Annotated in this window: 21 protein-coding genes; 2 read left to right on the top strand and 19 right to left on the bottom strand. The window is 33.9% G+C overall.

Annotated elements, in window-relative coordinates; translation table 11 throughout:
• Window positions 1-46 precede the first annotated feature (46 nt).
• Window positions 47-1,099, bottom strand: a complete 1,053-nt coding sequence (locus tag SJY30_RS06020) for a response regulator (RefSeq protein WP_396634680.1) — start codon at window positions 1,097-1,099, stop codon at window positions 47-49.
• Window positions 1,100-1,102: 3 nt separating this feature from the next.
• Window positions 1,103-2,614: a PAS domain S-box protein gene (locus tag SJY30_RS06015; RefSeq protein ID WP_396634679.1), complete on the bottom strand. Its 1,512-nt coding sequence runs from the start codon at window positions 2,612-2,614 to the stop codon at window positions 1,103-1,105.
• Window positions 2,615-2,708: 94 nt separating this feature from the next.
• On the opposite strand from SJY30_RS06015, the gene SJY30_RS06010 reads away from it, so the two are divergent.
• Window positions 2,709-3,110, top strand: a complete 402-nt coding sequence (locus SJY30_RS06010; RefSeq protein ID WP_396634678.1) for a hypothetical protein — start codon at window positions 2,709-2,711, stop codon at window positions 3,108-3,110.
• On the opposite strand, the gene SJY30_RS06005 is transcribed toward SJY30_RS06010, so the two are convergent.
• From SJY30_RS06005 to SJY30_RS05965, 9 genes are all read right to left on the bottom strand, one after another.
• Window positions 3,107-4,588, bottom strand: a complete 1,482-nt coding sequence (locus SJY30_RS06005) for a mannitol dehydrogenase family protein (protein WP_396634677.1) — start codon at window positions 4,586-4,588, stop codon at window positions 3,107-3,109. The two genes, SJY30_RS06010 and SJY30_RS06005, sit on opposite strands and share 4 nt — an antisense overlap.
• 2 nt (window positions 4,589-4,590) lie before the next feature.
• Window positions 4,591-6,309 carry a purine-cytosine permease family protein gene (locus SJY30_RS06000; protein WP_396634676.1) on the bottom strand — a complete coding sequence of 573 codons (1,719 nt, stop codon included), beginning with the start codon at window positions 6,307-6,309 and terminating at the stop codon, window positions 4,591-4,593.
• Between the two features lie 184 nt (window positions 6,310-6,493).
• Window positions 6,494-7,309: a hypothetical protein gene (locus SJY30_RS05995; protein ID WP_396634675.1), complete on the bottom strand. Its 816-nt coding sequence runs from the start codon at window positions 7,307-7,309 to the stop codon at window positions 6,494-6,496.
• A 103-nt stretch (window positions 7,310-7,412) separates the two neighbouring features.
• Window positions 7,413-8,519 carry an MBL fold metallo-hydrolase gene (locus SJY30_RS05990; RefSeq protein WP_396634674.1) on the bottom strand — a complete coding sequence of 369 codons (1,107 nt, stop codon included), beginning with the start codon at window positions 8,517-8,519 and terminating at the stop codon, window positions 7,413-7,415.
• Window positions 8,520-8,547: 28 nt separating this feature from the next.
• Window positions 8,548-9,366 (bottom strand): oxidoreductase, encoded by an 819-nt coding sequence (locus SJY30_RS05985; protein WP_396634673.1) that lies wholly within the window; start codon window positions 9,364-9,366, stop codon window positions 8,548-8,550.
• Between the two features lie 234 nt (window positions 9,367-9,600).
• A complete protein-coding gene (arsB, locus tag SJY30_RS05980; protein WP_396634672.1) occupies window positions 9,601-10,656 on the bottom strand; it encodes an ACR3 family arsenite efflux transporter in 1,056 nt (351 codons plus the stop codon).
• Window positions 10,657-10,658: 2 nt separating this feature from the next.
• Window positions 10,659-11,291: a low molecular weight phosphatase family protein gene (locus SJY30_RS05975; protein WP_396634671.1), complete on the bottom strand. Its 633-nt coding sequence runs from the start codon at window positions 11,289-11,291 to the stop codon at window positions 10,659-10,661.
• Between the two features lie 21 nt (window positions 11,292-11,312).
• Window positions 11,313-11,780, bottom strand: coding sequence for a DUF6428 family protein (locus tag SJY30_RS05970; protein WP_396634670.1), 468 nt, complete (start codon window positions 11,778-11,780; stop codon window positions 11,313-11,315).
• Window positions 11,781-11,853: 73 nt separating this feature from the next.
• Complete coding sequence (locus SJY30_RS05965; protein ID WP_303599251.1) at window positions 11,854-12,183, bottom strand: helix-turn-helix transcriptional regulator; 330 nt, start codon at window positions 12,181-12,183, stop codon at window positions 11,854-11,856.
• Between the two features lie 272 nt (window positions 12,184-12,455).
• Between SJY30_RS05965 and SJY30_RS05960 the strand changes: the two genes are divergently transcribed.
• Complete coding sequence (locus SJY30_RS05960; RefSeq protein WP_396634669.1) at window positions 12,456-13,112, top strand: helix-hairpin-helix domain-containing protein; 657 nt, start codon at window positions 12,456-12,458, stop codon at window positions 13,110-13,112.
• 80 nt (window positions 13,113-13,192) lie between these two features.
• Here SJY30_RS05960 and SJY30_RS05955 read toward each other — a convergent pair whose 3' ends face one another.
• The 8 genes from SJY30_RS05955 to SJY30_RS05920 all read right to left on the bottom strand — a co-directional run bounded on the left by SJY30_RS05955 (window position 13,193) and on the right by SJY30_RS05920 (window position 20,698).
• Window positions 13,193-13,630 (bottom strand): hypothetical protein, encoded by a 438-nt coding sequence (locus SJY30_RS05955; protein WP_396634668.1) that lies wholly within the window; start codon window positions 13,628-13,630, stop codon window positions 13,193-13,195.
• A 74-nt stretch (window positions 13,631-13,704) separates the two neighbouring features.
• The gene (locus SJY30_RS05950) at window positions 13,705-14,307 is read right to left on the bottom strand and encodes a hypothetical protein (protein ID WP_396634667.1); all 603 of its coding nucleotides are present in this window, start codon (window positions 14,305-14,307) and stop codon (window positions 13,705-13,707) included.
• 9 nt (window positions 14,308-14,316) lie between these two features.
• Window positions 14,317-14,886, bottom strand: coding sequence for a hypothetical protein (locus tag SJY30_RS05945; RefSeq protein WP_396634666.1), 570 nt, complete (start codon window positions 14,884-14,886; stop codon window positions 14,317-14,319).
• A gap of 35 nt (window positions 14,887-14,921) precedes the next feature.
• Window positions 14,922-16,067, bottom strand: a complete 1,146-nt coding sequence (locus SJY30_RS05940; protein WP_396634665.1) for an alpha/beta fold hydrolase — start codon at window positions 16,065-16,067, stop codon at window positions 14,922-14,924.
• Window positions 16,068-16,462: 395 nt separating this feature from the next.
• On the bottom strand, window positions 16,463-16,948 hold the full coding sequence (locus SJY30_RS05935) for a hypothetical protein (protein ID WP_396634664.1): 486 nt from the start codon (window positions 16,946-16,948) through the stop codon (window positions 16,463-16,465).
• Window positions 16,949-17,234: 286 nt separating this feature from the next.
• Window positions 17,235-18,797 carry an SIR2 family protein gene (locus tag SJY30_RS05930; protein ID WP_396634663.1) on the bottom strand — a complete coding sequence of 521 codons (1,563 nt, stop codon included), beginning with the start codon at window positions 18,795-18,797 and terminating at the stop codon, window positions 17,235-17,237.
• A 672-nt stretch (window positions 18,798-19,469) separates the two neighbouring features.
• A complete protein-coding gene (locus tag SJY30_RS05925; protein ID WP_396632138.1) occupies window positions 19,470-20,327 on the bottom strand; it encodes an IS3 family transposase in 858 nt (285 codons plus the stop codon).
• Window positions 20,327-20,698: a transposase gene (locus SJY30_RS05920; RefSeq protein ID WP_024479941.1), complete on the bottom strand. Its 372-nt coding sequence runs from the start codon at window positions 20,696-20,698 to the stop codon at window positions 20,327-20,329. The genes SJY30_RS05925 and SJY30_RS05920 overlap by 1 nt, the downstream gene beginning before the upstream one ends.
• Window positions 20,699-20,928 lie beyond the last annotated feature (230 nt).

The following is a 20,928-nucleotide window of genomic DNA, read 5'->3' as shown; positions in this document are numbered from 1 at the left end:
GTAAATGCATAAAGAAGGGTAATAAATGATATTTATCAGATTTCGATTAATTTACGTACTGTAAAGCTTTCAGTTCCATAATTTGTATATTTCTTCCTTCAATTGCAATAAGCCCTTCTTTTTTAAAACCTGATAATGTACGTATTAAACTTTCGGTGGCAATACCTGCAACACTTGCCAAATCATTCCGTGAAATTTTAATGGGTTCATCTGGTTTGGTATTCATGATATCAGCGAATTGTAATAAAGTCTGTGCCGTTTTTCTGCGTACGGAACTGTATGCCATTTGTAATAATTGTGCTTTAATGTTAGAAATATTTGCAGACAAAAGCTCCATTAGTTCTAATGAAATGGTCTTGTTTTCATTTAATATCTCTTTAAGGTTATCTTTTGATATACCTGCCAGTTCTACATCTACAAGTGCTGTAGCAGATTCTTGATAGGGTTCATTGTTTAAAAAAGATGTAAAGCCCAAAAAGTCATCAGCCTTAGATAATGAGGTAATTAATTCTTTGCCGTCTGGGTCCATATTATAGCATTTAACAAGCCCTTTTAAAACGAGATAAATTTTATTTGAACGAGCACCTTCTTCGTATATAATTTCTCCTTGTTTAAAATTAGACAGCTCTCCATTATCATCAAAAAAGTTTTTAAGTTCATGAATGGTGCGCATTTCATTTTCTGAAACACCGTGTTCTTTAGATGTTTCATCTTGCATACGCTTCAGTAGTTCAGCTTTAGCCAATCTACTTTCAATGGCACTCATTAACTCTTCTTCTTCAAATGGTTTGGTTAGGTAGTCGTCTGCCCCTAGATCCATACCTTTTCTTATTTCTTTATGTTCTGTCTTTGCAGAAAGAAAGATAAACGGTATTTGTTTTGTCTTTTCGTTGTTAGACAGGCTTTCAAGAACCCCATAACCATCTACCACCGGCATCATAATATCACAAATTATAATATCCGGTAAGTTTTCAATTGCGGTTTCAATACCTATTTTGCCATTGGGTGCGGTTGTTACATTATAACCAGATAATTCTAAAAGTTCTTCAGTATTCTCACGCAAGGCTTTGTCATCCTCAATCAATAAAATTCTTTTCATCTTCTAGTTGGTTTTTAATTTAGGTATGAATAAAGTAAACGTTGATCCCTTATTTTCGGCACTTATAAACTCAAGACTGCCTCCTAAATTTTCTATATGTTGTTTCGCAATATTTAGACCTATACCAGTACCTTGGGTCAATAAAGCATTCTCTGCTCTAAAATAACGATTAAATATGTGTTTCTGCTCTTCTTCTGGTATGCCTATACCTTGGTCAATGACGTTAATGGAGTAACCATTATCTAAAATTTCTACTTTGATGTCAATAGTGGTATCCTCTGGCGAATATTTTATGGCATTGTGTATTAAATTTGATAACGCTAGCTCTAACGTTTTTTCGTCAAAATTTATATTTAGCTCATCTATATTATCGGGGTAATGAATCTGTTGTCCGGATTTAAGTAGCATATTGCTATTGTATACTACTTCATTGACAATTTTACTTAATGGGAATTCTACTACTTTATAATTCACTTTACCGGATTCTAGGCGCTCTACAGATAGAAAATCATTAAGTATGGTGTCTAAATATTTCACCTTGTTTTTTATGGTGGTAACGTGTTTGTCCCGTTTTGGCTGTTGCTCCGTTTCTGTGTATTTGCCAAGTAACGTAATAGAGGTTAAAATACTGCTTAGCGGTGTTTTAAACTCATGGGACACTAATGATAAAAACCTGGTTTTTAATTCGTTGAGTTCTTTTTCTACCGCTAAGGCTTCTGTAAGTTGATGCGTGCGTTCTTCAACTGTTTTTTCTAGGTTTTCAGTGTAATTTTTACGTTCTGTAATATCCAGTATAAAGGCTACATAAACTTTCTTTTCACCTAAAGTAGATAATTGCAGGTGTACTTCTACGGGGTACGTAGTGCCATCTTTTCTACCGTGCTTGGTTTCGAATTTAACTTTAGAGGTCTCGTCTTTTAATAGAGGCGCTATTAGCTCTTCAAATTGAGAAATTGATACATCTGGTTTAATGTCAACCGGTGTCATATTATACAATTCATCGAATGAATAACCAATATTTCTTTGAGCCTCTTTATTTATGTTTAAGAATTTTAAAGTTTCGGCATCAAATACAAAAATTTCATTCAGCGATTCATCAAAAATACGTGCCCAATGACTTAATTCTTTTTCTCTATTCTTACGTTCGGTAATGTCAATAATCAATGCCATAACGTAAGTGGAACCATAAAATTCAAACGGATTTAATCCGGCTTCCACAGGAAATTCTTTACCATCTTTACAAATTCCGTACAGATTTCTGCCATGACCCATTTGGCGTTTATCACTTTTTGCAATAAACTTTTCTACATGTGTATCATGATTGGCATGGAACCTTTTAGGTATGAGAACATCCAAGGGTTTTCCTAACAGTTCTCCTTTTTCATAACCGAACATTTGGTCTGATGAAGAGTTAGTGGCTACTACGATTTGATTAGAGTCTACCACGATAATTCCTTCAGAAACACCTTCTGAAAGTAAATTAAAAATATCACTGTTTTTTTGAAAATCCTGCATGTATCAAATATATTGATTAACACTGATTTTTGTCATATTAAAACAGCAGGTTACTTCATATTTTTACATAAACATCAACTAAAAAACTGCTAAAATGGAAAATACAGCGAAAACAATAAACGGACTATATGAAAATTTAGGGAAGCTTTTTTATGCCGTAGCCATTAGTGACGGTACCGTTCATAACAATGAATGGGAAAAGGTTAAAGAGTACGTTAAGGAGGATTGGTTATATGTAGATGATTTTACCGACCGCTATGGTACAGATGCTGCAAACCAAATTGAAATTGTATTCGATGTTTTAATGGAGTCTGAAAAAAGTAGTGAAGAATGTTTTGATGAGTTTAAAGAGTTCTATAAAATTCACCCTCATGCATTTTCTGAACAAATAAAAGCCTTGACCAAAAAAACGGCCAAGGCTATTGCAGATTCTTTCTCAGGAAATAATAAATCTGAATTAATTATGTTAGCTAAAATTGACCTTCTGTTTATTTAAAGTGTTTTCATTATTTCTCTAATATTGGCATTAGCATAAATTTTTTGAACTAAGTCGCTATATAGACTAGTGAATTTATCTTCGTTGATTAGATTACCAAATAATGATTCTTGTTTTATAAAGGCTAGTGGGTCAGATTGAGTTTTACCGGCAGCTTGGTGCAACTGCTCCTGCATAGCGTCAATAATCTCAATAGGGTTGCCATTTTTATCTTGTTCTTTGTCACTATAATAACACCACGCGGCAATTACTAAGGTGGCAAATTTTATACTACCACCGTTAGCCAAATTATCTTGAATTGTAGCAATTAAAAATTTAGGTAATTTAGCGGAACTTTCAGAGCAAATACGACTAACGCTGTCCTTTATGTTAGGGTTGGCAAAACGTTCTTGTAAGCTGTCTTTGTAAGCTGTTAGGTCTATGCCTTCTAACTTATCTAAAACGGGTGTAGCTTCCTTATCCATAAAAGCTCTTAAGTAGGAAACGAACAAATCATCTTCCATACACGCATTTATAGTTGGGTGACCATGTATTGCTCCTAAAAGCCCAAGAACGGAATGACCTGCGTTTAAAAGACGCAATTTCATTTTTTCATAAGGCTTCACATCTGGTACAAACTGCACGCCTACTTTTTCAAATTCTGGTCTACCGTTAGAGAAATTATCTTCAATGACCCATTGAATAAATGGTTCGCAAGTTACTGGCCATTCATCTTTAAGACCGTATGTATTCTCTAAATAATCAATATCTGCTTGCGTAGTAACGGGAGTAATACGATCCACCATACTGTTGGGGAAACTTACTTCCTTTTCTATGTATGCCGCCAGTTCTTTATTCTGCCTTTTTGCAAATGTCAATAACATCTCTTTTGCAACATCTCCATTATGTTGAATATTGTCGCAAGACATTACCGTAAAGGCAGGTAACCCGTCTTCTTTTCTTTTTTTAATGGCAGCGGTTAAAAATCCGTATATGGTTTTAGGGTCGTTTGGATGCTGTAATTCGTGCTGTACATCTGCATTTTCAAAATCGAATTCACCCGTTGCTGGATTAAAGTTATAGCCACCTTCAGTAATGGTCAAGGAGACTATTTTTGTATCTGGATGCGCCATTTGATCAATTACCACCTTGGGAGTATCATACCCTAATTTAAAGTCGATAATGGAGCCAATTACTTGAGAATCTATGTTACCATCCGGATGCTTTATGATCAAAGTGTACATGCCATCTTGTTTCTGAAGTACGTCATGGATTTTTTGATCTCCCTTTCGTAACCCTATACCGCAAATACCCCATTCAGATGCATTTTCTTTTTCTTGAAGCAAGTGTGTGTAAAAAGCTTGGTGAGCTCTATGAAAACCACCAACACCAACGTGAACGATACCTACTTTAAGAGAAGTTCTTTCAAATGTAGGGGTAGGTAATTGTTTGCTTATTTCTGCTAAATTTTCATTATTCAGCATGATTTCTTTTGTCATTTTTAGCTTAGTTTTTTTGATTTGCCACGTAGTAATGCCCAATAAGCAGTAACAAAATATGTTACAGTACATATAAAGGCGTAACGATAAAAGGTTTCTCTATTTTCAACATAGATATTTTCGTTAGCACTGTCAAAAAGTACAAGGCCTGCCAATACCAAGGTGATAATAAGTGCCACTATCGAAACCATTTGTATAACTTTAGTTAGTAGCGAGGTGTCTTTTTTAGGTTTTGTCTCTAATTTGCTTTTTTCTTCTTGATATGCTTCAATTTGCTGGTTTCTTAACTTTTCATTTTCCTCAGCTTGCGGGTACTTATTTTTAGCTCCGTATTTGCCAGCAAGAACTGTGTAAATAACAATAGTAAAAATCCATGTAGGTATAAATAGATAAAAGAAAGACATCACGTTCAATGCGTTTAAACCAAAACCGAATACTAACCCTAATCCCCATGAAACAATTGCGGGTGTACTAAACGTTAAATTTCTATATTGAGACCAATAACGTGTATATCCTATTCTTGGAAATATTTGATGTTCAGCAAACACAATACCACCAACAGGAACAACCAATAAACCTGCATAGGTTAATAGCGGTAAAATCTGTGAAAATACAAATGGGAAACAGGCTATGGCAATCGTGATTAAACCAACAACAATTGTTGTCTTTTTACGTGAATGATTATAGAAAATAGCTTGTGCCGCTAGCCCGGCTCTGTATAAATTTGTTATTGCTGTTGTCCAACCTGCTACGATTACGATTACGAAACCAGACCAACCTAAAGCATAAAATGCAACATCGCCCGGATCTAGTTCTACAATAGTCTTACCAATTATTACAGCAGCACCTGCTCCCATAATCCCTGCTGCTATCCAAGCAACATAGTGCCCAAACATCATACCTGTACTTGTGGCAAGACCATAAGACTTCTTTTTGGCAAAACGTAACAATGCCATATCTATTAATCCAAAATGAGTGATTGTATTCGCAGCCCATGCAAAACCTATAACTTCTACGAGCCCAATACCGGGTTCTCCGGCACTATCTACTCCGGTCCATATAGATTGGTCACCGAGCGATATCAGATCGTTCCATCCGTTAGGTAATGTTGTTCCTAAGACATCTAAAGAAAGAGCTGGCAGTAATACCATGGCACCACTTGTAAACATTACAAAAAGCCATGGTGCGCAAATACCTGAAAATTCAGATACTGCATTAAATCCGTATAAGGCTATAGATACCACAACGAGCCCAACACAAAATACGATAACTACAAACCACATGTTGGTAGGGTACCAGTTTAATTGAGCGGGAATATCAAAAGCAAAACGGACTGCGGTAGCGGAAACGGTAATCATTGCAGCGGATATGACCGAAAATATAATAACGTTTGCCCAGTTATAGAGCTTTGTCATAGAATCTCCTGCAATTTTATTTAGGTATGTATATAAACTTAATCTAGTTTCTACTGCAATAGGAGATGTGATGAATGTCCAGCTAAGTACTGCTAAGATATTTCCGATCAGCAGACCTAAGATGATATCCATTGTTTTAGCTCCAAGGGCTACAAATGTAGCACCAATTACAAATTCTGTTGCTGCAACGTGTTCTGCGGCATATAAGCCCGCAAAATGCGTCCAATCATGTAACTTATGTTTTGCAACGGGTAGTTGTTCTTCGTTTAAATTATCAAACGTGGAGTAGTCGGTTTTTGTTGACATATGTTGAGTTGTTAGTTAGGTTCGAGTTGTTTGTTGTTTAAAGACATCATATGTCTTCGTTGAGTTTAAAACAGAGGTTGCAATCTATTTAAATTATAGAAAAACCGCATAGGTTTTAACAGATTTTAGTACTGTTTTATAGTATATGCGGGTTTAAAATTAATAATGAACCAAAATATAAAGCTTATTTTTCGAAATCAGCAGGTGTTAAGCCGTTATTGAACTTAATATTGGTCCAATTTACTTTAACCCAAGGGGCATCGCTTACAGTGGCTTGCCAAGTAGATTTCTTGTATTTACGCTTGGTAGGTATCAGTATGCTATCTACTGCTTCGTATTCTAAAACCATTAGATTAGGAGTTTCCATTGCTCCAAAATCTGCAACCGTAAATAGAAATTGATCTACCAAATGAGTGTTTTTATTAATATATAACTGATAGACGTCCGTTGGTTTGGAGTTGTCAAAATCAAAGGAAACCTTAACGATTTCATATATAGTTTGGTTCAACGTTTCTTCGCCTAGGTATTCGTAGGATACACCTTTGTCCATTAGCTTTTGAAACATGGTAAACCAATAAAAATTAGTGGGTCTATTGAATCCAACTCTTTTTAGGGCACTACTATCTAAAATGATTTCCCCATTATTTTTAAGCCAAAACTCTTTGCCATCATAGCCTTGTTCAATAGTACCTTCAAAATTGCTTAATGTTCTTTGGTGCTTGTTGTATTTGCCATAAGATAGTTCACCATCAAAAATGTATTTTTCATTGGAAATATCTGTTTTGCCATCTGGGGTTTGATAGCTGTAAGAGTATATTACATCTTTTTTACTTCTTAACGTTTGGTAAGTACCTACTTTTTCTATCATTTTCATAACTAATTCTTGACCTTGATTCTGAAATTGAGGCGTTTTGTTATTTTCTTTTTTGACAGATTGCTTTTCTTGGCAAGAGAATAGTAAAAGGCTTGTTAGAAGAAAAATCAGTGTTTTAGATTTCATAGGTAATTGTTTTGCTTTGAAAGTATTCATATGCTTGACTTATTATGAATGCAAGTATGATGTTGTTATTTTCATAATAAGGTAATTTAACCAAATGTGTAATTTATAAGTCTTTCCACCAATTCTTATAGTTATCAATGCTGTCTTTTACCATTATTTCTTGCCCAATTTGTGGTGCAATTACTTTAATATTCAGTTCGGCAGCTTTTGCTTCCACTCTTTTGATGGGATCTGTCCATTCGTGCAAGGCTAATTTGAAACCTGCCCAGTGAATAGGCATTATCTTTTTTGCTTTTACGTCTATGCCGGCTTGCGCAGTTTCTTCTGGCATCATGTGAATATCTGACCATAATTTGTTGTATTGACCACATTCCATTAACGCAATGTCAAAAGGACCATATTTGTTTCCAATTTCTTTAAAATGATCTGCGTAGCCACTATCTCCGCTAAAAAATATATTTTCGTTTTCTGAAGTAATCACCCAAGAGCTCCAAAGTGTACTTTGTGCGTTGTTTAAGCCTCTGCCAGAGAAATGTTGCGCTGGCGTACAAACAAATTTTAGCGAACCAAATTGTGTCTCTTGCCACCAATCCATCTCTTTGATTTTGGCACCAGAAACTCCCCATGCGGTCAAATGATTGCCAACACCAAGAGGTGTATAAAAGTGATTTGTTTTATCCTTGATTTTTAGAACAGATTCGTAATCTAAATGGTCATAATGATCATGAGAGAAAATAACTGCATCAATATGTGGTAATTGTTCAATTGCAATTGGAAATTCTTTATTAAAACGCTTTTCACCTAAAAGTGGGTGAGGGGCTGCCACCGCGCCAAACATTGGGTCTATTAAAATATTTTTTCCTTCGATCTGTAATAAAAAAGAGGAATGCCCAAACCATATCAATCTTGCTTCTCCTTTATAATCAGCAATATCGGTTGAATCTATTTTACGTGGCTTTAAATCTTCTTTGGGGCGGCCATTGGGTACATTGGTGGTGAAAAAAGTATACGCTAAACTTAGCTTGTCAGAAAAGCTTAAGTCTTCTGGAACAGGTTTTACATTACGGAATTTACCGTTGTTAAACTGGTTAGATTTTTCATAAATTCGTTTTTGCTCTTTAGTGCTGTTACCTCCAAAACTTGGGTAAAAATTGGTGAACGCCAGAACGGCGATAGCCAATATACCTATTATTGCTAGGGTTGTTATCATTATTTTTTTTAAGATTCTTTTAATCATTCTATTTATATTGACTCATAATCACTTTATCAAATATACGGTCACCTAACCATTTACGTGCCGTTATTGCTAACTTGGCAGAATAGCCTTTAACGTATCTAATTTTCGGTTTTTTTACCGTAGCCGCCTTGGCTATCGTTTTACCTAATACGTTGACATCTGTAAAACGATTATTTGTAAAATCTTTTTTCATGGTGTCTGCCACTGAATTTGCAAATGTAGCATAAGCGCCCTTACCTGAAGTTTCTCTCAAACTTTCTGCGGCAATTAATCCCCAAGGAGTTTTTATTCCGCCAGGTTCTACAATGACTACATCAATACCAAATGGCTTTAGCTCTAGTCGCAGGCAATCGCTCCATCCTTCTAAAGCATGTTTTGTGGCAAAATACCAAGCTCCTAATAGTAAATACACTTTTCCGCCCATAGAGGATATGTTTACAATTCTACCATACTTTTGTTCCCTCATTTTTGGTATGATCAATTGTGTAATACGTGCCAAACCAAATAAATTCACTTCAAACTGTCTTTTGGCTTCTTCTAACGGAACATCTTCCACCGTTCCGTATGATCCGTAACCGGCATTATTGATTAAGATATCTATTCTACCTTCTTTATCAATTATGGTATCTACACACGATACAATGGAATCATCTTTGGTTAAGTCTAAAGGCACGATATGTATTCCTTGCGCTTTTAAATCCTGCATTTCTTCCATCCTTCTTGCAGCTCCATATACAATGTAACCCTGACTTTTTAATATGTTGGCTGTAGATTTTCCCATGCCCGATGATGCCCCTGTAATTAATGCTACTTTACTCATGTGTATTTGTTAGAATATAGAATTAATTATACTTTGACAAAATTAAAGGGATACTTGCTGATAATAGTATGCTAATTGCCGAATGTTGATTACTTTTTACATATTATATTTATTCAGGTAACATTATGGAACAAATAAGCCTCTATGTACAAAATTTGTAGATAGAGGCTTTAATCTATTATAATTTACCGTTATGTATTAGTTTCTTGGGTGATTTCATACACACAAACTATTTTAGACTGCTGGTTCTTTAGTAGTGTTAAAATACTTTTTCTTCAACCAAAAAGAAACCTTCACTAAAAATATAAGTGCAGGTACTTCAACTAGCGGACCAATAACACCTGCAAATGCCTGACCGGAATTAAGACCAAATACGGCAATGGCTACAGCTATAGCAAGTTCAAAATTGTTTCCGGCTGCCGTGAAGGCTACTGATGCTGTTTTGTCATATGCTGCACCGGTTGCTTTGGTAAAAAAGAATCCGATAATGAACATTAAAGTGAAGTAGATTAGTAACGGAACTGCAATAATTAATACATCCATAGGTATTTCAACTATTAATTCACCTTTTAAGGAGAACATGATAACAATGGTAAATAGCAGTGCAATCAATGTCATAGGTGAAATTGTTGGTATGAATTTGTTGGTATACCATTCTTCGCCTTTTAACTTCACTAAAATCAACCTGCTTAATATTCCCGTTAAAAAGGGTAAACCTAAATAGATAGCTACACTTTCGGCAATGGTGCCAATAGAAATATCTACGATTGCGCCTTCAAACCCAAAATAGGGTGGAAGTACCGTAATAAATATCCATGCATAAAAGCTATAGGCAAATACCTGAAAAATACTGTTCAGTGCAACTAACCCTGCCCCATACTCGCTACTACCATCGGCAAGGTCGTTCCATACCAAAACCATGGCTATACAACGTGCAAGACCAATAAGAATAAGACCAACCATATATTCTGGATAATCTGATAAAAAGGTAATGGCCAGTATGAACATTAAAACAGGACCTATAATCCAGTTTAAAATTAGACTTATAGATAGTATTTTGGTATTTCTAAACACCTTAGGTAACAAAGCATAATTAACTTTTGCTAGTGGCGGATACATCATTAATATCAACCCAATAGCAATAGGAATATTTGTGCTGCCACTGCTAAATGAATTAATGAAATCAGGGAAGGTGGGGAAGAAGTATCCTATACCGACACCAATAGCCATGGCGGCAAAAATCCACCAGGTTAGGTTTTTATCTAGAAAACTTAATTTTTTAGAAGCCATTTTTACTTGTTGATTTGTGAGAATATGTAAAATAATTCCGTTGCAATCTGTATACTTCTTTCAGCATATTTTTCTGCTTGCTGAGGAGTATTATCAAAAGCCTTAGGGTCTTCAAAAGTGATAGGAACTCTTTTTTCCGCACCAGCAATAAAGGGGCAACCGTCATCTGCTTGAGAGCATGTCATGACTGCTGCAAATTGTGCTGACGGATTGAAAGGATCTTCATATGATTTAGAAAAGCCAATTACCGGATACTCGTTCTCAGAAAATTTAATGGCATAAACAGGATTACTGGTTTCTGATAATTTTTGAATCTGGAAACCTTGATTTTTTAATGTCTCTGCAACCATAGGGAATAGGGCAGTAGCTTCTGTACCACCAGAATAGCAAAATACATTTTTAATACCATAATAGTTTGCCATAGTCTGTGCCCAAACTTGAGATAAATGACTTCTTCTGGAGTTGTGGGTGCAGATGAAATTTATTCTGATTTCTTCATTAGCATTCGTTTTCTCTTGAATGTAATCTACCAATGGTTGTAAAACAACTTTACGATCTGCTGTAATGGAATCGGTATTCAGTTCTTTTATTAAACTCTCAATTTCTGGTAACATATTCGTTTTTGTAGTAATCATTTTCTTAGGTTAATTTAAAGGTTAACAGCAATTGCCATCAGGTGTACAACATGGTTCATTATTGATATCCGAAAGTTTTACTTTTTGCTTTTCTTCAGGAATGCCACAATTATCTTTAGCCAAACAGTCTGTTTCCTTAGAGGTTAATTTGAAATTGGTACCGTCAAAATCTAATCCGAATTTCTCTATGGTTTGCCCCTGGTATTCTACCTCAATTTCCAAATCTTCTATTTTCAATACCTTCTCAGAAAGTTCAATAATATTGATCAACTTTTCTGGGTGTAATCTATGATTATAATCGTTGGCATTCCAAAGTTGAAAATTTACTACTTCTTCGTTTCTGACCGTACCACCGCAATCGATAAAATTCTTGGTGATCTTACCTACTTCGGTTACGTGAAAATGGTTTGGCACTAACTCGCCATTTGGTAATTCAAATGCTATAGTGTCCAGTTTTGTCAAATGATTTTTAATTTCTGATAGTTTCATAATGCTATGTTTTAAATTTTTGCTTCTTAATATTATTATATCGCAATAAAACGATTAATTAAGTTAAATTTTTTTAACAGCAACTGTTGCTAGAGATATCTTGATCTAGAAATTGCGCCATAATATCTTTCATGCTAGACCAGTTGTCTTTATCTATACAATAACAAACGCTAGTACCTTCTACATTACCTTTTATTAATCCTAAATTCTTCAATTCTTTAAGATGTTGAGATATGGTAGGTTGTGCTAAGCCTATTTCGCTGACCAAATCGCCACAAATGCAGGTGTCTATCTTGAACAAATGTTGTAATATAGCAACACGTGCAGGGTGACCAAAGGCTTTTGCGAACATTGAAATCTTGTTCTGCTCATTGGTAAACATCTCTGTCTTTGCTAGTCCCATTCTTTTAACTTAAATGTTTCATTGCAATATTACGATAATATATTTTATAAATTAAATAATTTTTTTTTTAACTGGTTCATACCAATGCTGTCTGTATTAAAGTAATAATCATAATATAGATTTAATAATTAGTTGTTGTCTTTTTAATTAAAAGACATTTCAATAGACCAATCTTATCCAATATTTTAAAATCTTCTAATATTTTAATGCAAACTTTTGAAAATGAGTAATTTCTATGTAACTTTTATCTAGAATTAAAACACTACAGAAAAATGGCATTAACAAAAGAGACAAAAGGAAAGGGTACGCATACTACGGTTACGTTTACAGTTGGGGCAAATGAAGCTCCGAGTGAGGCGAATGTGATATTGTTGGGAGACTTCAATGATTGGCAAACCAACGATAGTTCTTACCAAATGGAAAAAAAGAACGGATCGTATGTAAAAAGTATAAAACTGGAAACAGGTAAAAGTTATGAGTTCAGATACTTGAGCGAAGACAAAGGATGGTTCAATGACCATGCTGCTGATGCTTATGTTCCATCTCCGTATGCAGGTATAGATAATAGTGTTGTTGATTTAACCGCATTACCGGCGAAAAAGAAACCGGTTAAAAAGGCGGCTGCCAAAAAACCTGCAGTTAAAAAGCCTGTAGCAAAGAAACCTGTAGCCAAGGCTAAGAAAGATGATTTAAAGAAAATTGAAGGTATAGGACCTAAAATTGCCTCTATATTAACAGAGAAGGGGATAGGTACTTTTGAGAAATTAGCAGGAGCTTCTGTAAAAACGCTTGAAGGAATTTTAAAAGAAGCAGGACCACGTTATACTATGCATAAACCAGGTAGCTGGCCAAAACAAGCTAAATTAGCTGCTTCCGGAGATTGGGATAAATTGAAAGTATTACAAGATAAATTAGACGGCGGTAAATAACACTCTAATTCATACAAACAAAAAGCCCTAAGGTATATTCTTAGGGCTTTTTCTTTACTAAACAATCGTTTAATTAGAAGCTACTTTTTCATTGCAGTTTGATAATCTATAATAAATTTCTGCATCATGCCTTGTAATGTAGTTTTATCTTTCTTGCTCATTTTAATAATATTAAGCCAAGCTGTGCCAATGTCTTTAGGAGCAAAAGTTGAAAAGTTTTTAATCACAACCAAGCCTTTTTCTTTAGGATAAAATGTGAGTCCTTTTTTGGTGATCTTTATATTGTTCGCATCCATTTTTAGAACAGGGAATGTGAGCTGCATTGCATGCTGTATTTCATTATAAAAGTACACGTTACCTTGTGTGGCATTAATTTTTGCGTAGTAATTTCTATTACTTTCACTATGTTCTTCTATAAAGGCATTTATAGTTTCTACTTGTGTTTGTAATTCTTGAGCGTTACTTGTTTTTACAACTGCGACTAACAAGACAATAGCTAAAAGTACTTTTTTATACATGATAATTAATGGGTTAAGTTGAGCCTTAATAACGTAAATGGTACTGTTTTGTTATCTGTAATAATACTAAAGCGTTAGCCTGCACAATTATTGTATTCTTCCACAACTCTTATGATATCATCTTTATTAAGAGTTTTATTTTTTAATTTGGATACTACTGTAGGGCAATTACTGAAGTAGTCAATTGCGCGATTCTTAAATGATTTTGAGGGTCTTGCAGTTTGTAAAGCTGTGGCAATTTTTTCATTGGCTCGTTGAGCATAAAATTCATTAAGGTTGCGAAAGGTGATCATGCCAGGGTAGCTTGAAGTCATTCCAACCGCTCTGCCATAAAGGGTAACAGAACCAGTGGTAATAATGCAAAATATTTCTTTTTTCTTTTTAGAAACAGGTATGTATGTGAAATATGCGACTTCGCTATCAGAGTAGATAAATTTAATCAACTCTACTTCATCTTCGTTAAACACGTATTTTCTACCGTTTGATTCGTCTTTTACTCTAACCTTAGATTTACCGTTAAAATGTATTAAGTCTTTTGAAACTACAGGAATCTTAACTTCGCCTGAAATAGTTTTACCATTTTTAAGGATGACCTCGCCGATGGTCCAAGTATATTGAGAAAATGAAATAGTTGTAGTTATGACTAATAAGAGCGTCAATACTATCTTTTTGGTCATTGTAGCTAATTATTTGGTTATCGCCCAATCTTGACCTTCGTATACCTTCCAAGAACAGCCTACAGGTTCTTTTAAAATATTCTTGACCATTTCCATAAGTTTTGGGTCTTCGTCTTTAAAAATTGGCTCTCCTGCCATTATTAAGGCTCTGCTGAGTTCATCATACATTTTGTCTTTATTGTTCTGCATTTTGCATAATTGACCTAATCTAAGATGTAAAAACGGGTTACCGATAGAATCTTTAAATTGCATGGCAAAATTATAATTATCAAAAGCATCGTCTGTCCATTTTTCAGAAAAGAGAATTTCTGCAATGTGTATAATGATGTATCTGCCTTCTTTCGTTTTTTTTTGGTCGTCAGCTAACGATTCATAAATTTTCATGAGCTGATTGATTCTGGTTTCCACATCTAAATCTTTATTAGTGGTAATTTCATCAATTTCGGTCACTTTATCCGCTAGTGATAGTGGTGTATCTATATACCTTTTTATTTTTTCAATGTTCGCGTCATTACTAATTTTAAATTGTACAATCTCTTGTTTTTTATCGCTTTTGTTTAAAAAATCAAATAGCCCCATAATTTTGTTTTTTCATTAGTCATATCTACTGCATTTTATTGTTCTCCCCTTAAGCTTTGCAGTATTTTTTTTCCGTTTTCGTTTTTTGGGTTTAACGCTATAGATTTCTCATACATTTTAATAGCTGCATCTTTCTTGTCTGCCATTAGTAAAGCTTCACCATAACTATCATAAGCATTGGCACTTTCTGGAAATAATATGGTGGTTGTTTTAAATACGTCTAGCGCTTTGTCCAATTCTTGGGTTTGTAAAAGGGAGTAACCCAATGTATTTAAATCTTCTTCTGAGCGATTATGGACCTTTGTTACAATTGATAGGTCAATTGCATTGTCCAAAGCCTTTTGTAAGACTACGTTTTGTTGGTTCTCGTCTAGTGTTTCTACATAGGCTTTAACTATAGCGTTGATTACTAAACTAGGATTGTCATAAAAAATAGCATGACCACTGCTTTCAGCTATAATGTTGGTTACATTGTTTTTATTATTACCTAAATCTATATGAACTTTTTTCCATCTATTTGAATATTCTTCTGGATATACTGGAGCGGATTTATCTGGAAAAATATTTGTAACAGGAATATTTTCAGGAAACTGCGTGTTTCGTAATGAACGCATAATTTCATTGTAATTAAAATTCAGGTAATAATCGCCGGTACCCTTTGGTATGGTATTTATGTCAACAAACATATCTCTCATAGCTAAGAAATCATCATTCCAAAAATCACTTAGCGTAGCATCTATTAAAACAATCGATTTTACTTTCTTAGGATGTTTATTCGCATATAATAGATTATAGAGACCGCCATAGGAATGTGAAACCAGAATAATATCATCATCGTATTCTAATTTTGCAAGTCCGGTTTCTAATTCCTTTATTCCGTTTTCAATATCGAAATCTGAATCGTTCTTCAATTTCGGATTCAATTCACTTTGTCCGAAACCTGATCTGTCATATGTAATTAGAGTTGTACCGGTAACTTTATGTATCCTTTCTAAAATAGGTGCCCAAACAGAACTGTCATCACCGCCACCAGCTTCAAAAAGAATAGGGGTTCCTTCTCCTTTCATAATATTGAAATGCATGTTATAGCCACCAATATCTACTAGGGTATCTGCTGTTTGAGAATGTATCGTGAACGATAGAGCGAAAATGGTTAAGAAAGTAAAATAGAAATCTTTCATTTATGTACTGTGAGTCTATAATTGGTAAGTTACAATATTTCAGTCACTTACAAGGATGTGGTTGTGGAAATCTTACTTAAAATTTTCTTGGTTAAGATTAATCAAATAGAATTACAAGTGGTTTAAAAACAAACAATTATGTAATTATTAATGCTACTGATAACCAGGTAAAATCGATAAAAAAGAATAAAATATCAATTATTAAACAATAGGTATTAATTGGTTGTGTTGCTGAAATAGACCACGCAATAGCATTTTAAGACCCAACCAGTAAAAATTGAGAAGACTGAGTAGCTGATTTGCTTTTTTCTTGTTATTACAAATCAATATGGTTGATACTACTTACAGGCTAAGGTTTTCTCTAAAGGCATATTTTTGCTTTATTTTTGATGTAGCTATGTTTTCCTTTTCATTACCTTATATAAGAGAAAAAAGTTGACAATTAGCCCAAATATTCCAACATATACGAATACCATTTGACCTTCTTCGTATTCCTCTTTTTTAAAAATAATTACTTTTTCTTTTTGGATCTGTACCAAATCTAAATTGATGTTTTCATACGGTACGTACCTATCATAATAATTTATAGTAACTGTATCGCCTATTTTAAGGCTGTTGATTAAATTGTCATAACCATCAAACAACCTTTTTACTCCAATTTTATGGTCTAGATTATCTAACCTTATAAAGAAACATTTTGTTTTTTTTCTTTTGGAGCTTAAATGGTAATCAATTCCCTTATCGGTAACAACACCTGTAAGTTCAAGTGTTTCTTCTAGTTTAATATTTTGTTGGCTCATACCTCCCCAAATCACTATGATATAAATTATGGAAAGGAAGACTAGAACAGATAGTTCAAATATTTTTTTTCTTTTATTCAAAATTCTGTTGTAACGGTTTATTTTGGTTTTGTTCGGATTTTGGCACTTACAGGCATTTTAATGCGAAGCAGCATTGTCGCCTATTTCGTTTAGTATAAGAAACGTAGGGCAGGTGATAAGCACTTTCGTTTCGGTTTATAACTTAGCTAAATATTAATATTAATATTTAGCTTTTGTCTTTTCAATTATAAACTTCATATTTTATATTAGGCAGACCTTGTTAATATGTACAAACATTCGGTTAAACACAAACATCCTAATGTTTTTTATACGATTTTAGCTGTAGTTATTTTTTATACTTCAGATAATCGTAGAGACAAATTAATTTTCTAAAATGAGTTCCATATTTACTATCATCAAGAAGCTTTTTATTATCAATTAAATAATTAAGAAGTTCATCTAAATTTATCTTATCACTTGATAATAATGGTGTATATAATAAGATGTGTAGCTGATTATTCGCAGACTTTAACTCAGTAAAAGATGAATATTTATCATTAATTTCTTTTGTTTTTCTTATGTAATTAGCAGACGGATAAAAACTTTCAGGTTTAACTTCGTTTACCTTTTTTATAAATTCTGGGGAAAACTCAACTATTTCGTTGTCTTCATCAATTTCATTGTTGTCATTTAAATAACTAGCGCTTCTTAAATGTTTAAAATACGGGATGTATTTTGCATTTAGGTAAGGTAAACACAATTCGGATATTTTATCAGATTCCCAATTCCTGGACTCAATAGCGTCTAAGAGAACATCTTTAAGTTCAATACCTTTGATACCAACTTCTGAAAACTTGTCTTTAAGACCTACGCCATATACAAATTCAGCATTATGAATGTTTTCTATATTTTCCAAATTGTCTGTAACGTATATTTTGGATTTAGAATTATTAGATTTAACAAAGTCATAAACCATACCTTTCATTTGCCTAAGAATTTTAATGGGCAATTTTCTTTTATTATTAGCTAAGACTGTGAAGATTTCTATAAAATTATTAGTACTGATTAATTTTATTGGTATTACTGTGTCAGAGATTAATAAAGTGCTATCGATAATGCTCGTTTGAATTGGCTTTGGATTCCATTGGCAGAAAATTAGTCTATCTTTTAATTTGTCAATTTTTTCTTTAGTTAGACATTTAATTATAGATTTTAATATAGACTGAATGTTTTTGTCATCTAAACTATATCCGATGAAAATTATTGGATTTTCAATAAATATAGTTAATAATTTAGCTGCTAAATATGCATTTCTATCCTCGTAATTATTGTAATCTTCCTCTGTTAGAATTAGCGAATTAGGTTTTGAAGAGCAACCGTGAATTTTGTATATTTCTCCTATTGAATATAATTCTGAAAATATTAATTCTTCTTGACCAACAAACTTATTGAATTCAGGAAAAATATTTTCTAAAAGCTCGTCCCAATTTGTCGTTATTGCACCATCTATATTTATCTTTTTAAGAAGTTTTAACTCTTTGTCAATTATATCATCTTTAATTAATTGGTTCTGTGTTTGTATCTTTTTTGCAACTTCAAATTTTAGAGGTGAATATTTTGTTTCAGCGATAGCAGAAAATTCTTTACGGCTTTCCTCAAACTTTTCTCCGCTCCACCATAGTTCATTAAAATCTTCTCCAATTATTGATGCAACTTTAGGTAGTTTTGAGTCTGCATTAGATTTATAGAAGTTATAAGGTTTTGTTAGTCCAAGTTCTTTACAAATTTCCATTAGTAATAATTCCCAAGTCGGTAGTCCTAAATATCTTCTAGAAAAACCCGAACCAATAAATAAAAATGGTGATGTTGAAAATTTTGAGATGTGCTTTTTAAATTCTTCTTCAAACATATTTTTTGGTGTTTGTTTTTTGGGTTTGAGTGTTAATTACAGTTAACGGTTGGGCTAAGCGTAGTGCGGAGGCAATGAAACTTTTCGTTTCCGTCTGCGCACTAAGCTAAAGCTTATTGTTTTGCTTTTTCTTTTTTTGTTCCAAAGCTAAATCCATAAGATTTAGCGGCATCATAAATATACACAGACCTTTCGGTTTTGCCCTATTGTCCGCATTACGTTTAGGTTGTGTTGTAGCAAGTATTTGTTTTACGCAGATTTGACCATCTAGGAGTTAAATCAGACTATTTATTTGAATCCAATTTATCCACAATTTGAAATACTAGCGCTATATGTAATATTAAAAGACCAGCCGAAATCGGATTAATTCCGAAACTTCCAAATCCAACTTTGAAAGTTGAATAGTAAAAATCTAACAGCCCGAAAATCCCAACTAGCAGAGTTATGCCATAAACGACATAGTAAGTCATTCTGTTTTTAAAATAGAAATAGATTGAAATTATTACGCATCCAATTCCGATGTAGTGTTTTAAGCTTAGAGCATAATTGGAAGTAGAAATCACCACTATTGAAACTAGAATCAGTATAATTGAAATTCCTAATGGTATAAAATCGAAATCTAGTTTTTTCATATGTCACGTCCTAAAATACGGCTACAGGTTAATATTAGTTTTAGGCGGCATATTGATGCACGTAATTAGGTGTTTTATAATCTAAAGATAAATGCAATCTTTTAGAGTTGTATAGTTTGATTGCATTTTTGGCTGCTTTTTTAGCATGAACCACACTGGTAAATGTCTGGTCAAGAAAAAATTCATCTTTTAGAATACCGTTTACCCTTTCGGCCAGGGCGTTTTCGTAGCAATGGTTTTCTTCGGTCATACTGATCTTGATTTTCTTTCTTTTTAGTATTTGGGTATAGACATTACTGCAATATTGAATACCTCTGTCCGAGTGATGAATAAGTCGGTCAATGTTCTTGGCATTGTAAATAGCCTTATTTAAAGCTCTGACACAACCTTTTAGTTCTAGGCTATCACTTAGGTCATATCCAACGATTTTACGTGAGTACATGTCCGTTATCAATGCTAGGTAACAGAATCCTTTAATGGTTCTGATATAGGTTATGTCGGAAGCCCATACTTGATTGGGTCTATTGATTTTCAAGTCTTTTATGATATTGCCATACTTGTAAAAGCGGTGATATGAATTGGTGGTTCTAGAGGAGTATTTCTTTCTTCTAATGAGCAATCGATTTTCTCTTAGGATACGGAACAGCTGGTCTCTGCCTACTTTTAAGTCGTACTTATGAAACTCATCTTTTAATGATCTCATGAGTTTCCTGGTACCTTCTCTAGGTAGTGTTCTTCTGCTTTTCCGAACAAGTTCGATTATATCCCGTTCTATCTGTTTTTTGATAACAAAACGTTTTTGGTATTTGTAATAGGCATCTCTTTTCAGATCAAAGGCATTACAGATAGTACCAATTGAATACAGCCTTTCATTACGGTTTATCGGTGCTACTTTCATCAAGGCTTTATGTTTAAGTTTTTTTTTAATTCTTCAACATCTCTATAGCCCAGGTTCTCGGCAGCTACCTCGAGATAGCTATCGGTCACCAGTTTGTCCAGGTCCTTTTTAATAAGAAGGTCCTTAAGTTGTTTCAACTCTTTTTGAAGGGCTTTGATACGGGAAAGTTCGTCGTCTGTTTGCACGGTTACACGGGTGTTCATTAAATCTTTACGGTCATACTTCTTGATCCATACGTTTATAGTACTGGATTGTATACCGTAAGTTAATGCAATTTGTCTTTTTGAATGGTTTCCTTTGGTAAGTTCTGCCAAGACTTTGAGCTTGAAGCTCTCACTATAGCGTTTTACATATCCATCATTTTTATACATATACTTGAAGTGTTTTGTATACATATTTCAGGACGGGTCAATATTTGCTACAACGGTTAATGTATGATCTGTACGGCATTGAAATCCGTAGGATTTCCCGCCGTACGATAAGGTTCTAAATATACGTAGATTTTCCGACGGAAAATCGGACAGTATAGATTATACATATTGTTAGCAAACGTGTTGCAGCGCAAACCTTTGCCTTGTCGCAGATCACTGATAGATTTCCC

Source organism: Maribacter sp. R86514 (assembly GCF_044597005.1).
GTDB lineage: Bacteria > Bacteroidota > Bacteroidia > Flavobacteriales > Flavobacteriaceae > Maribacter.
This window is presented reverse-complemented; position numbering and strand designations above follow the sequence as displayed.